This window comes from Singulisphaera rosea, from assembly GCF_054877945.1.
The window spans coordinates 16,232-29,456 of record NZ_JBTYIP020000011.1 but is presented as its reverse complement, the minus strand read 5'-3'; the positions used below and the strand labels follow the sequence as shown (position 1 = coordinate 29,456).

Sequence of the window (13,225 nt, the reverse complement as noted above, 5' to 3'; positions counted from 1 at the left end):
TCGTCGACGGCTCCAGACCCCGGTATCGAGGAATGGTCCCGGAGTGCGGGACAGAGACCTCCATTCTTCGATAAGGTCGTAGGGGACCGAGGAACCATCGGAGGCCGCTGTGATGACGCCGGGACTCGTCGGACGTTTCATCGAAGGGATCGGGCACGCCTTCCGCCACGGAGACCCCGAGTTCGACCGAAAGAAGACGGAGGCGCGGCGGGTCGGATTCGTTCAGGAGGTCTATCGCAACCTCGCCCTCGGGAAGCTCGAGGCCGCGTTCGATCACCTCGACGATGAGGTCGAGTTGGAGATCACGGGCCAGAGTCATTTCCCGTTCCTCGGCTACTGGCGCGGGCGGGCCGAAGTCGGCGAGGCCATCCGGAAGAACTTCGGGATGATCGAGGACCAGCATCCGGAGGTCCACACGGTCGTCGCGCAGGGGGACACCGTGGTGGTCATCGCGAGGGAGCGGGGGAAGCTCCCGTCGCGGCAACTCTTTTACGACCTCCAATGGGTCCAGCTCTTCACGTTCCGAGACGACCGGGTCATCCGGATCCGCGAGATCGTCGACGGTTATTCGCTCACGTCTTATTGAGGCCGACCGCTCCGAACGAGGCCGGCACGCGGAGGAGGTGCGCAGGGCGATCGGCCGAGGTCGCTCAGGGCATGCGGCGGTGGTCGTCGGGCCTGCGGGACGAGGGGGAGGGCCGGCAATAATTCCAGAGGTCCATGTTCCTCAGCTCGTCGTCGAGCTCCTCATGGGTCGGGTTCCCGAGGGAGTGCGAGACTTCCCGGACGAGCAGATCCACGAACTTCTCGCGGGCGCGGTGGAGCGTCTGGCGGACCCAGCTCGCGCTGACGCGCTTCCCAAGTCGGACGGTCAGGTGTTCGGCCATCTCGGCCGAGCGGAGCTCGGCGTGGTCGACGCGGAACCGGAGCACGGCATAGTAAGGCGCGCCCGACTCGTCCTGGAGCTGGGCGAGACGCGTCCAGGCGTGGCTGAGCAGCTCTTCGCGCCAGCATTCGTAGAACCGTTGGTCGAGCTCGGCGAGGTCGAGGCCGGGGATGGCCGGCTCGGGGATGCCGGAGGAGAGCGGGAGGGGGCGGACTCGTGTCCGTCGATAGGCGTCGATCATCAGATTCATGGCGGCGGTCTTGACGAAGTCGCGGAATCGTCCACGACTCGGGTCGGCGCGTCGGAAATCCCCGCGGAGGAATCGCAGCGCGAACTCCTGTGCCAGGTCGGCCGCCAGCTCCGGGTCGTGGGTCACGCTCAAAAGGTAGCGATGAACCGCCCCCCCGTAGCGCTCCATCATCAGACGCTGCGCGACCGAAGCCGAGTCGGTCTCCCCCTCGTGGGCCTGGAAGACCATCGTCCAGCAGGTCTCGATCTGGCTCAGGTGTACCTTGTCCTCGTCCACCCCGGAACCCTCCTCGAGACGTGGCCCCCGAAGGCCCGAGCATTCCGATGATCTGAGCCCGTCCCTCGCGGCCCAGGCCCCGGAGAGGAGCCGGGCAGGCCCTCCCAAGGTCGATTGTCCGATCGCCCCGAGACGCGGGCGTTCGGAGACCCGCAGGCAATTCACCCCGAGACGGAGGAACGACCGCTCCCGTCCTTCGGAATCCCGCTCCGTGACGAGCGCACCGTACCCCAACCCAATGGTACGCCGATTGCCGGTCGGGCGGAAGACGCAGTCTCAAGACCCCGCACCGGCTCGCCTTCATCCGTCGCGCGAACGCGCGAGTCGCATCGGCGACCCCTGATGGCCTGGTGGGAAACCCGATCCCAACTCTCCTCGAAGAAGGGTCGTCAGCAGGCGTTGCAAATCGAGGGTGAGAAAGCGGAACGGGCCGCGCGGGCGGGCCCAGGGGCCTGCCCGCGCGACCCGCGCGAGGGAACGAATTCGGGGGGGAAACGTCGGTCAGTTCTCGAACTGCTTGGCAATTCGGTTGGTCGGGACCGGCTCGTCCATAACCGTCTCGTCGAGCAGGTACTGCATGGCGTAGGCGTCTTCGCCCGTGTCCTGGTAGTGCTCGCGGACGACTTCCAAGGCGCGAAAGCCCTGGGCTCGGAAAAACATCTGGGCCGGCAGGTTGGTCTCTCGGACGCTCAACGCGATCCGGGTCCGGCGATGGCTCGAGAGCTTGCCGACGAGCTTGGCGACCATTTGCTGGCCGACGCCCTGACGGCGGAACTCCGGATGGGTCGCGAAGTCGAGGACGTGGAGCCGGTTCTTGTGCAGCTCGTAGATCATAAACCCGACGACCCGTTCGCCGTACTCGGCGACCATCCCGATGCAGTTCCGCTGGCGGAGGACCCTGAGGAACTCCTCTTCGCACCACGGGAACTCGAAGCTGGCGTGCTCGATGGCCAGGACTTCGGGCATGTCGCGGCGGATCATCCAGCGAATATGGACGCGGACCTGAGCCTTGGTGGTCGGGACCGTGCTCATCGAGCCTCCTTCCATGGAACGGACGGACGGAGACCAGCCCCCATCATGGGAGCGGTCGGCAAAATCAGACCCGCATGATCAATCGGCGCGAATCGCCATAGCTGGAAGGGACACTTCGGCCAGTCGGACCCGCCCTCCCAAGGCCCGGTAGGGGGGGTCACATCCCCGAAGCGAGGCGGATTCTAGCGAAGGCCCTACGGCCTGCCAAGACCGCTTCGACTCCCAAATCCTCAGCCTCTTCGCATCCGATCGTCCCGACTCGGCACCCCCGCCGAATCGTCGAGTGAGGGCCGGCCGAACGCCGATTCTCCCCGCTCGCCCACGCTTGTTATCGGCCTCTTCGGGGTAAGCTCGTGAGGAATGCAGCGATTAATCCCCACCCTCGGAAACACCCCTGACTTACGTCCGAAACGCCAAGAAAATGCCCCGCCCTGAACCGCCGCCGCCCGCCAATACAAGCCGGCGTGGGGAGCGATTTGATGGCCCCAACCCGGATGTGCGCCAGCCGCAAATTTAGGGGCCTGGACTCAGAATCGGCCGTAAGAATACTGCGGGTTGGCTGGGTCGAAGTCGTGGTCGCGGAGCCCGACATTGACCCGCAAGTTCATGTAGGTGTACTCCTCGACCAGCTCCGGGGCGGCGCCCGGGTGCTTGGGCCAGTCGTAGGCTTCGAAGCGGATGGGGAGGCCGTGCTCGTTGTCGATGTAGAGCTTCACGACGTGGAAGAAGAACTCGGGCCGCTTCTCGGGGTGGATCGACTCGATCATCGTGCAGGGGATCGAGCCAACCTTCGACGTCGGGTGGAAGACCATCTTCGACTCTTCGGGAGTCAGCTCAGCCTTCCATCGGCTCGCGACCGTCTCGATCAGGGCGCCGATGCCGGCCTCGGTCACGGGGTGGCGGTTGTCTTCCATGGCCATATCGCCGAGCGGGTCGAGCTTCATCGTGCCGGCGACGAGCCTGCCAAGGCCGACGTCGTGGGCGAGGACCCGGCCGCTGTGACGGCCCGTGACGTAGATCGCCTCACGCCCTTTATTGGGCTTCACGAACTTGAAGTAGATGCTGTTCGGGTTCGACCGCGCCTTCATCGACATGACGTGCGGAGTGGCGAGCTTCCCGTCGATCCGCTCACGCTTGTAGAAGGTGCAAGTGTAATCCTGGACCCGACGATACTTCGACCGGCACTCGGCGATCGCCTGGTGTGCCCTGGCGATCGGGTCGGAGGCGATCGAAGCCACCGCCGAAGACGGGGATGACGCCTGCGACGGGAGGCTCGGCGTCGTGCGGCCCGCGGCGCTCGCCACGCGAGGGGCGCCCGGCGAGCCTTCCCCTTCATCTCCACCGACCTTCATGACCGCACGGTCGAAGTCGGGAGTCGACGGCGAGAGTGCGTTGTTGACCACCACGATCGAACCGGAGTCGCGGGCCGACCCAGGCTCGCTCCCCCAACCCGCATGCCCCGCCACGACCGCCGACAACCCGAAAGTCGCGAACGTGCCGACGGCCTTCATTCCCCGCAGACGACCCGGGACGGCGACCACAAAACGCGAACCTGGCTTCATGATCATAACTCAATCCTTGTGGCCAGAGCGGGTGGTTGAAGGTTGTCCTGCACACACATTCATGGATCGTAATTAGGACCAACGAAGGCGATCCGACCGCGGGGAGGCCGAGGAGGCGAGCCGCGGGGGTTCGGGTGGTTTTCCACCGACAAGACAATCTTCGAGCAAGTCCCGGGCCAAAAATCACCCAATCCGTTCTCGGACGGTCGGATGGAAGAACTTACCGGCATTGGCGATTGCCAGGGCGTTGAGCCACGCCCCTTTGGAAAGAGGGCTTGTCATTTTTGCAACCGCCTGGGCGAAATTACAACCGGCGAGACTTCGTTCGCCGACGAAGCGCCGTGCCCTTTGGGAGACTCGCGAGGATGGAACCAGAGGACTATCAGATCGTCCCCGTCGAATCGGCCCCGTTCGCGGAGGTCGCCTACGTCATCTGGCGACCGGGCCGCGAGGATGCGCTGGTGATCGACCCAAGCTTCGACACGGCGACGATCCTCGGGATCCTCGAGGCCGAGAAGAAGACGCTGGCGGCGATCCTGAACACGCACGGGCACGTCGACCACATCGCGGGCAACGCGAGGATGAAGGAAGCGTACCCGGATGTGCCGCTGATCATCGGGAAGAACGAAGTCGCGCTGCTGAGCGACCCCGAGGCGAACCTGAGCGCCAAGTTCGGCATGCCCGTGACCAGCCCACCGGCCGACCGGCTCCTGTCCGACGGCGAACGGCTGGAGTTGGCGGGGTTCTCGATGGAGATCCGCGAGATCCCGGGGCACAGCCCCGGCTCGATCGTCTACCTCTGCGACACGTTCAAGCCGCATCTCGTCTTCGGCGGCGACGTCCTCTTCAGTGGGAGCGTCGGGCGGACGGACCTCGGGGGCGACGGGCCCCTGCTCATCTCGGGGATCCGGGCGAAGCTCTTGAACCTCCCCGACGACACGGCGGTCTTCCCCGGCCACGGCCCGATGACGACGGTCGGCCGCGAGCGTCGGTTCAACCCCTTCGTCGGCGAGGACGCGGGCCTCTACGGGATCGACCCGGCATGAACGTCTGGGCGATCGCCGACCTCCACCTCTCGTTCGCACGCGTCGACCGCCGCGAACGCTACGCCGAACGCTGGCGCGACCACGCGAGCAAGATCGAACGCGAGTGGAGGACGGTGGTCCGCCCCGAGGACCTGGTGCTCCTCCCCGGCGACCTCTCGATGGCCCGGAACCATCGGGATCTCCAGCCCGACCTCGTCTGGCTCGACCGCTTGCCCGGCACCAAGGTCCTCTCGGCGGGCAATCACGACAACTGGTGGAACAGCGTGGAGAAGGTCCGGCCCCTCCTGAGGAGGACCCTGCTGGCCGTGGGCGGCGACGCCGTGGCGACCCACGGCGTCGTCGTCTGCGGAACTCGAGGGACGGCCGTCCTCCCGGACGAGCCCGAAGCCTCGGCCGAGGAGGCACAAGCCAAGGAACTCGAGGCACTCGACCGGGCGCTCGCAAGTGCCACGTCCCTGGGCTCGGGCCGGGAGCCGCTCTACGTCCTCTGGCACTACCCCCCCTTCGACCAGCACCGACGCCCCGGCCCTTGCGTCGAACGGTTCGAAGCCTCGGGCGTCTCGGCGTGCGTCTACGGCCATCTCCACATCCAGGGGCAATGGTCGCTCGCCGTCCAGGGCGAAATCCGGGGCGTGCGCTACCACTGCGTCGCCGCCGACGCCGTCGGCTTCCGGCCGCTACGCATCAGTCGACCTTGACAACGACATCCTCGGGTAGCCGAAAAATCCGGAGACGGCCCGTCAACCCCCAGGTTTCGAGCCTTGGCCCGGTCTTCAGCACGACGAAGAGTGCCGAGGCGATCGCCATCGACCCGATGACCTCATCGGAGGCGCCGATTTGCCGTAGTCCCAGGGCGATGACGAAGGGGGCCACGCACGTGACGATCGACGCCATGAAGATTTGATCATAGCCAGGGATGATCCATCGGCCTGTGGCGAGTCGCCCGAGAAGGCTGATCGGCGGCAAGCCTTTGAGGACATAGACGAGAGTTCGGATTCCCGCCATGACCATGATCATGAAGACGGAGATATCCCTCGCCGCGGCAACCCGTTCCCTGGGTTCCTCGAGCTTGCCCAAGAAGACGAAGAACCCCCAGCCGGCGAGGAGGCTGAGGACGATCGCGTCGGAGAGCGGTATCTTGACGAGACGGGCCGCTTGGGGTCGGCATTGATCATAGGGCCAGCCGCATTTCGTCTCTAAATGACGGGAGAAGCCCAAGGCCTTCGTGAACCCTGCCAAGTACCAGTCCGGCTCCGACGCCCAGGGAAACCTCTCCAGGGAACGACAAAGCCCGAGTTGCCCGACACAGGCGAAGGCGAGGGCAACGCTGAGCGCCGCCCAAGGCTCTTGCCAAAGATGGGCAATCAAGCCGAAACCAAAGACGATCGCATACCCGTAGGCCGAGGCTCCCGTGGTCATCAACGTCACGAGCAAAGCCGCCAGGTAACTGACGAGGAACGTCGTGAGTATCCGGGGCGGGCTGACCAGGGGTGCGTGAAGGACCATCGAGGCAAGGACAGAGACGAGGATTGCGTCTTCCCAGATGAGGGAGACAGGGCCGTCCGGCAAGGGGGACCGGCTCGTCCAGGGCGTCCGAGCGAGCCATTCGCGATACCGGGGACGGAAGAACGGATGGAATGCCAAGACCCGAAAGATCCCGAGGCCGACCGCCGCGGCTCCGACGATAATCGTCGACGGTCGAGCTCTGAGCCCTTCTAACGTGATCCCTCCCCGCCACTCCAGGAGAAGCACAAATCCTTCGAGGGCTGCGTAAAGCACAGCGGCAAGAATCAAGGCCCACGTCGGCGGCAGGATCACGCGGAGGCGTCGGGTCATCGCGAGAACCCCTCGAAGTAGCGTTCGAGCCGTTCGCCCGTCTCGGGGAAGATCAAGCGCTCGAGCACGTCGCCGAGCGTGCCCTGACATCCTGTCAGGGCTCGCAAACCCTCGATCGTGTCGAAGGCCAGCACGGCGCCCTGGTGGAGGACGACGACCCGGGTGGCGATCTCCTCGACGAGCTCCGGCACCGGGCTCGTGAGCACGATCGTCCGCTCCTTGAGCTGGGCGTGCCGCTGGAGGACTCGTTTCAGGGCTGTCAGGCCCGACGGGTCGAGTCCACCAGAGAACGGCTCGTCGAGCAGGAGGACTGGGACCTCGGTTACGAGCGCCGAGCAGAGCGAGATCTTCTTCTTCTGGCCCGCGGAATACCCTCGGATCGGGGAATCGGACTGCTCCGTCAACTCGAAGAGGGACAGCAGGCGCTCGATGTGGTCGATCAGGCGCATGGGATCGACGTCGTACAGTTGCCCGACTGCATACAGGAACTCACGCCCCGTGCGGTTGGCCGGCAGCCAAGGGTGGTCGGGGAGATAGACGGCCATCTTGCGGATGGCCAGTTCCTCTTCGACCGACCCCCGACGTTCCTTGCCGTCGATGGTCACCGTGCCAGTCAGCGGGCTCAGGACCCCACCGAGGATCGACAGCAACGTCGTCTTCCCCATCCCGTTCGGGCCCAGGACGACGACGAGCTCGCCGCGCTCGATGGTGAGGTCGATCCCCCGGAGGACGGGACGGACGCCGAAGTGATGCGTAAGCCCACGTGCCTCGATCATCGGTCGTTCCCTTTCGCGAAGTCCGATTCCGTGGCACGAACGGGCATTGTCTTACGCCAGGCCGTTCGATGCGTTACGTTCAGACATCTTCCAGCATGGGAGACGTCCAAATCGTACCGGTGCGAGGCCGGTACCGCAACGCAATGAGGGGACCCTCCGTGGCCACCACCCGCTCCTTCAAGCAAGAACTCGTCGGCGTCTTCGGTTTCCCGGTCGCCGAGAACCCCACCCAGGCGATGATCGAGCCGGCGTTCGCCGACATGGGGCTCGACTGGCGCTACCTGACCGTCGAAGTCCGCCCCGACGACCTCGGTGCCGCGGTCCGAGGCGCCCGCGCCATGAACTGGAAAGGGTTTAACTGCACGATCCCGCACAAAGTCGCCGTCATCCCCCACCTCGACCGGCTGAGTCCTGCTGCCGAAGCGATTGGAGCGGTTAACTGCGTCATTCATCGCGACGGGGAACTGATCGGCGATAATACGGACGGCAAAGGGTTCCTCCAGTCGGTACTCACCCTACGTCCCATTTCCGGCATCCGGGCCGTCATCCTGGGCGCCGGGGGTGCCGCTCGCGCGATCGCGGTCGAGTTGGCCCTGGCGGGTGCGGAACACCTGACCATCGTGAATCGCGACTCGAGTCGTGGTCAAACGCTCACGACGCAGCTCATTGAGCGAACGGGAGTTCCGGCCAAGTTCGCCGTTTGGGAAGGCGAGTACCACGTCCCCGAAGGGGTCGATATGCTCGTCAATGCCACCTCGATCGGCCTCTTCCCGGACGTCGATGCACGCATCCCTGTTGACGTGTCAACCCTCCGAAACGGCATGATCGTCAGCGACGTGATCCCGAATCCGCCGAGGACTCGCCTGGTCCGCGAGGCGGAATCGAAGGGGTGCCAGGTCCTTGATGGCCTCGGGATGCTCGTCAACCAGGGTGTCATCGGCATTCGTCTCTGGTCTGGACGAGACCCACGCCCGGAAGTCATGCGACAGGCGCTGGAAACGGTCTTTGCGGGTTAACGCACGCGGTCCGATGACATTCGTCGCAAGGGAGGGTGGAAACTCCACCTCCCATTTTTTCAAAGGCGATCCGGGAAGGGGCGGCAATGTTGACAATACCTCTGCGTTCCCGCCCCCTCGATCGTTGCCCGATAATATGACCGATCTCCAATCAGGATCTCACATTAGGCGCGACAATCGGAAAAAATCCGAGTTTTGGTATAGTGTGTGCTATTAGTAGATTGTTCAGATCGCCTCAAATCGGCGTGGGCCGCCAAGAGGAATTCGGCAACGGGCACTTCACCACGAACGGGAGAGTTCCATGCTGGTTTTGAGCAGGAAGCTTGGCGAAAAGATCGTGATCGGTGACAACATCGTCGTGACCGTCGTCAAGATCGACCGCAACCAGATTCGGATCGGGATCGAGGCCCCGCACGAAGTCCCCGTGTACCGAGAAGAAATCTCGCCGAACCGCGTCGCCAAGGCCGTCGAGACGGAGCCCGCGTACAACCGTTGAGCTGTCCCGCGGGACCTTGCTCCTCGAGTGTTCACACGACGCCTTCGATCGGCCAGACCGATCGGAGCGATGCGGAGACGGTGTGCACCTTTGCCTTCGGGTCCAGTCCCGAGAGCGACCGGCACGCCGCGAGTGGTTCTGCCGTGACGGGACCGTCGTAACCTTCAACGGCCAGGCGCTCCAGGAAGCCCCTGCAGTCGATCGCCCCATGTTCTCCCGGAAGTCCCCGGACGTCGTCGCGCATCGCATGCCGATCCGACGAGGCCGAGGCCGGGAGGTCGGCAACGTGAACCCAGACGAGACGGTCGACTCCCCAGGTGAGTCCCGCCTCGATCGATTCGCCCGCCGCGTAGAGGTGATGGACGTCGAGGAGGATCCCGACGTTCGGGCCGAGCGACCTGATTGCTCCCAATCGGGCTTCGATGTCGCCCAGTCGGCTAATGAACGGCAGACCGTTCCCCGTGCGGAACGACTCCACGCCGATGACCTCCAGGCCGAGCCGGCTCCCATGCCGCTCGAGGACGTTGGCCATCGCGGCCAATCGTTCGCGATGCCACGAGGCCGTCTCCTCAAGAACGGTCTCCGGATCTTCCCCGGCGCCGGAACGTCCGAGGGTCTCGGGTAAGACCCAGGTCCCCGTCCTGAAAAGGCCGAGAATCGCCGCCGCCTCGGCATATCGTGGGAGGCGTTCGAGGTCCCGGGCGAATCGCCCCGCATCCCCCTTCCAATCGACGGGCAGCGGCCACGCCCCACCGCGCACCCCGAGCTCGTCCATCCTCGCCCGGAGCTTCGCCACGTCCGTCCCGCCGTCGACGATGTCGCGGACCAGGAGGTCGACCCCGGAGAAGCCCGCCTCGGCCGCGAGTTGCACCGTATCCTCGGGTGCGAGGTCCAGGCCGATCGCCCTCGCATTGAAGCTCGCGTACATCGACATCCCACCTTCCGTTGATGTTCCGGCCGCGTCAAACGCGCCAGTTCCGGGCGGCTCGGCCTGCCTTGTGCACGGCCGACTCCTCCGCGAGCCGTTCGCGTTCGGGCGGGCACCCGCGACGCCCCCCGAGGAGGCGGGCCTCCGCATCGGCATGCATGCCGAAGGTCGCCCGTCGAGGAATCGCCGCTCGAGGGCCCAGGCCCTTGGCGCGAAGGGACGGATACTCCACAATCATACACCCAGGCCCGTGGGGACGAGCTGGGTGGCGGAGGCCTTCGACCGATTCCGGACCGGGGGACGCGGGGCGATATCAAATATGGTGTCCACCTGGATCGAGGCGGCGGCGAAGGGACGACACGGTGGACCGGTCCGCGCCGGGATGTGGTCGGCGGTCGTCGTCGGGACGCATCCGATCGAGGCCGATCAGATCGTCTGGCTCGAGATCTCGTCCGACGACGTGGCCCTCGGCCCCCTGCCCGCCTTCTGGATCGAGAACAAAGGGGTCAACAGCTTCTGGCACGTCCCCATCCCTCCTCAAGCGGTGGGAGTCCGGCTGCATTACCGTTCGGTCATGCGTCCCAAAGGGGGCGAGACGGTCTACAGCCCGCCGCAGGATACGATCATCCGGCCTAACTTGCCCGACCGGACCGAGGCCGCCGAGATCGTCGCGATGGGCCCGGAGGGGCTGGTCGGGAACCGAATGATGACGGCCCGGGTCGACGGGCGAGGCTCGACGTACGACGTGTACTTCCCGACCGTCGGCCTCCACTCGGACGTCCGGCCCGCCGAGGGGGACCTGCCGCAGAGCCGTTCCCACTTCCGGGCGATCGTCGGGGGCCTGGCAGCGGGACGTCGGCTCGACTGGTTCACCGAGCGGCTCTCGTGGGAGCCCTTCCAGCACTATCTCGGGGCGACCAACCTCCTGATGACCGAGCTCGCCTGGCGAGGAGGGCCGGTCCGCGTCTTGATCACCGACTTCGCCGCGATGGGCCCTTGCCTGCCGAAGACGGCCGGCGGGACCGAGTCGCCCGGGCAGTACCTCAAACGGTTCCGCGTCAAAAACGAGGGGACCGAGCCGCGCCGGGCGCTTTTCGGGGTCTACATCCAGGCCGAGGTGAATGGCGGGATCGGCGAGCCCGGCCTGATCTGGCACGACGGCGACCGGACGCTCCTGGCGACGAACCGGGGCCACGCCCACGCCAACCGCAAGCTCGCCCGCGACGCGACGGTCGAGTTCGCCGTGGCCCTCGACGGCCGAGGGGACGTCCATTGCGAGCCGACGGGCGCGAATGAGGCGATCTTGCTCCGCTGGCTCGACCTGCCCGCCGGGGAGACCGTCACCGTCGACCTCCTCGTCAGCGGCGCCTTCACGGGATGGCGGGGCGACCCGGGGACGTTCGAGCACTGGCTCCGCCCCGCACTCGCCTGGTTCCGATCGGCCGACCTCGACCAGGTCGAGCAGACGACCGGCCAGGAGTGGGATAGTTTCGTCGAACCCTTGCCGAATCCCCATTTCTCGAAGCCGACCTACGCCGTCAGCCTCCGCCGCTCGGCCCTCGCCGCGGCGTTGCATGCCGACGCGACCTGGGGTGCGATCGCCTCCGGCTTCGACCGCGGCCTGAGCGCCTATTGCTGGCCCCGAGACGCGATCTGGGTCTCGGGAGCCCTGGAACGGCTCGGCCACCCCCAGATCGGCCGGGGCGTCTTCCGTTGGCTCTCCAAGGTCCGAGGCCAGAACCACCCGTACACATACTGGTTCCAGAAGTATACGATCGACGGCGGGCCGGAGTGGGAGACGCCCGCGGTCGACCAGACCGCGATGATCCCCTGGGCCCTCGAACAGCACTACCGACGCACCGGCGACCGCGACTTCGTCGCCGCGTCCTGGCCGATGATCGAGCAAGCCGCGCGCGTTTGCACCGGCGACGCCGGGCATCCGGGCCTGCGCTGGCTCGAAGACCTGTCGCTGATCACCTCGGCAGGGGTCTGGGACCACCGCTTCGGGGCCTTCCTCTACTCGAACGCCTGCGTCGTCGCCGGCCTCCGCGCCGCGGCCCGGCTCGCGGAGTTGCTCGATCGCCCCGAGCCCGCCAAGCATTGGACGGCCCTCGCCGACCGCATCTGGACGACCGGGATCTTGGGCCGAGGCGAGGGGACCGGCGAGGACGCCCCGGGTTTGGTCGACCTCGAGACCGGCCGATTCCTCGACGCCCGACGACTCTCGACCCTCCGAGGGCTTTGGACCGACCGGCCCGAGTCCTTGATCAACCGCTCAAGTGCCCTGGACATCAGCCTGCTAGGGCTGATCGTCCCGTTCGGCCTCCTCCCCGCGGCCGACCCCCGGGCCGTCCGGACCGCGGAGACGATCCTCCGATACAACGCCGTCAACGGCGATTCGAACGTCCTCGCGCGATGGTCGATCGACCCGGCCCGCCCGCACGGGAGCGCCTCCCCCAGCGAGTCGCACAACCACGACATCTCCAGCCAGGCCACCCTCTGGATGGCCCGGTACCTGATCCAACTCGGTCGGGAGACCGGGCAGATCCGGCACTGGAACCGTGCCTTGACGATGCTCGACGGGATCCTGGGACGGCTCTTCCCGCTCGGTCTGCTACTCCGCTCGTCGCTCCGGGCCAACGATGCCCCCCGCTACACCCTCGGTGCAGCCTCGGGCGTCTGGGGCCTCCACGCGATGCTCGCCGAGACGATGCTCGACATCGCCGGGCTCGAATACGACGTCCCCGACCGCGTCCTCCGACTGGACCCCGCCCTCCCCAGCGGCTGGCCCCATGTCGGACTGAGCCGGACGCTCGATTGCGGCGAGGTCAGCTACCGCCTCGAACGCCCGATCGGCGGCACGGTCTACCACCTCACGCTCAACGCGAAGCTCCGCCACGCGGTCTCGCTGAAGCTCGGGCTGACCTGCCCCGGCCTGGCCGAGCTCGGTCCCTGGCATTCCGCCCCCGAGTCTCCTGCACCGGCCTACGACCACCGCGCCAACCGACTCTCCTGGACGACCGAGCTCCCCGCCGGAGAATCGTCCTGGAGTTGGCAATGGGGATGATCAGGGTACCGGCCCCGACTTCCCGCTGACGTGATGATCAGTACCGAGCCCCTC

Annotated in this window: 13 protein-coding genes; 6 read left to right on the top strand and 7 right to left on the bottom strand. The window is 66.1% G+C overall.

From position 1 onward, the window contains the following. The first annotated feature begins 112 nt into the window (after window positions 1-112). Entirely contained in the window at window positions 113-586 is a 474-nt protein-coding gene (locus ACYOEI_RS19350; RefSeq protein ID WP_462851197.1) for a nuclear transport factor 2 family protein, read from the top strand. Window positions 587-650: 64 nt separating this feature from the next. Here the strand turns inward: ACYOEI_RS19350 and ACYOEI_RS19345 are convergent, their stop codons facing one another. From ACYOEI_RS19345 to ACYOEI_RS19335, 3 genes are all read right to left on the bottom strand, one after another. Then, on the bottom strand, window positions 651-1,412 hold the full coding sequence (locus tag ACYOEI_RS19345; protein WP_462851196.1) for an RNA polymerase sigma factor: 762 nt from the start codon (window positions 1,410-1,412) through the stop codon (window positions 651-653). Window positions 1,413-1,913: 501 nt separating this feature from the next. After that, the gene (gene rimI, locus ACYOEI_RS19340; protein ID WP_462851195.1) at window positions 1,914-2,444 is read right to left on the bottom strand and encodes a ribosomal protein S18-alanine N-acetyltransferase; all 531 of its coding nucleotides are present in this window, start codon (window positions 2,442-2,444) and stop codon (window positions 1,914-1,916) included. 527 nt (window positions 2,445-2,971) lie between these two features. Then, window positions 2,972-4,012, bottom strand: coding sequence for a DUF1571 domain-containing protein (locus ACYOEI_RS19335; RefSeq protein WP_462851194.1), 1,041 nt, complete (start codon window positions 4,010-4,012; stop codon window positions 2,972-2,974). Between the two features lie 359 nt (window positions 4,013-4,371). On the opposite strand from ACYOEI_RS19335, the gene ACYOEI_RS19330 reads away from it, so the two are divergent. Further along, window positions 4,372-5,052 (top strand): MBL fold metallo-hydrolase, encoded by a 681-nt coding sequence (locus tag ACYOEI_RS19330; RefSeq protein ID WP_462851193.1) that lies wholly within the window; start codon window positions 4,372-4,374, stop codon window positions 5,050-5,052. Continuing rightward, window positions 5,049-5,750, top strand: a complete 702-nt coding sequence (locus tag ACYOEI_RS19325; RefSeq protein WP_462851192.1) for a metallophosphoesterase — start codon at window positions 5,049-5,051, stop codon at window positions 5,748-5,750. Before ACYOEI_RS19330 ends, ACYOEI_RS19325 begins: the two co-directional genes overlap by 4 nt. On the opposite strand, the gene ACYOEI_RS19320 is transcribed toward ACYOEI_RS19325, so the two are convergent. Then, a complete protein-coding gene (locus ACYOEI_RS19320; RefSeq protein WP_462851191.1) occupies window positions 5,737-6,888 on the bottom strand; it encodes a hypothetical protein in 1,152 nt (383 codons plus the stop codon). The two genes, ACYOEI_RS19325 and ACYOEI_RS19320, sit on opposite strands and share 14 nt — an antisense overlap. Continuing rightward, window positions 6,885-7,664 carry an ABC transporter ATP-binding protein gene (locus ACYOEI_RS19315; protein WP_462851190.1) on the bottom strand — a complete coding sequence of 260 codons (780 nt, stop codon included), beginning with the start codon at window positions 7,662-7,664 and terminating at the stop codon, window positions 6,885-6,887. Before ACYOEI_RS19315 ends, ACYOEI_RS19320 begins: the two co-directional genes overlap by 4 nt. A 158-nt stretch (window positions 7,665-7,822) precedes the next feature. Between ACYOEI_RS19315 and aroE the strand changes: the two genes are divergently transcribed. Beyond that, window positions 7,823-8,680 (top strand): shikimate dehydrogenase, encoded by an 858-nt coding sequence (gene aroE / locus ACYOEI_RS19310; protein ID WP_462851188.1) that lies wholly within the window; start codon window positions 7,823-7,825, stop codon window positions 8,678-8,680. A 301-nt stretch (window positions 8,681-8,981) separates the two neighbouring features. Further along, entirely contained in the window at window positions 8,982-9,176 is a 195-nt protein-coding gene (gene csrA / locus ACYOEI_RS19305) for a carbon storage regulator CsrA (protein WP_462851187.1), read from the top strand. Between the two features lie 31 nt (window positions 9,177-9,207). Here the strand turns inward: csrA and ACYOEI_RS19300 are convergent, their stop codons facing one another. Both ACYOEI_RS19300 and ACYOEI_RS19295 read right to left on the bottom strand, forming a co-directional pair. Next, the gene (locus ACYOEI_RS19300; RefSeq protein ID WP_462851186.1) at window positions 9,208-10,110 is read right to left on the bottom strand and encodes a sugar phosphate isomerase/epimerase family protein; all 903 of its coding nucleotides are present in this window, start codon (window positions 10,108-10,110) and stop codon (window positions 9,208-9,210) included. Between the two features lie 28 nt (window positions 10,111-10,138). Next, window positions 10,139-10,342 carry a hypothetical protein gene (locus tag ACYOEI_RS19295; RefSeq protein WP_462851185.1) on the bottom strand — a complete coding sequence of 68 codons (204 nt, stop codon included), beginning with the start codon at window positions 10,340-10,342 and terminating at the stop codon, window positions 10,139-10,141. A gap of 81 nt (window positions 10,343-10,423) precedes the next feature. Between ACYOEI_RS19295 and ACYOEI_RS19290 the strand changes: the two genes are divergently transcribed. Further along, on the top strand, window positions 10,424-13,171 hold the full coding sequence (locus ACYOEI_RS19290) for a glycoside hydrolase family 15 protein (RefSeq protein WP_462851184.1): 2,748 nt from the start codon (window positions 10,424-10,426) through the stop codon (window positions 13,169-13,171). Window positions 13,172-13,225: the final 54 nt, after the last annotated feature.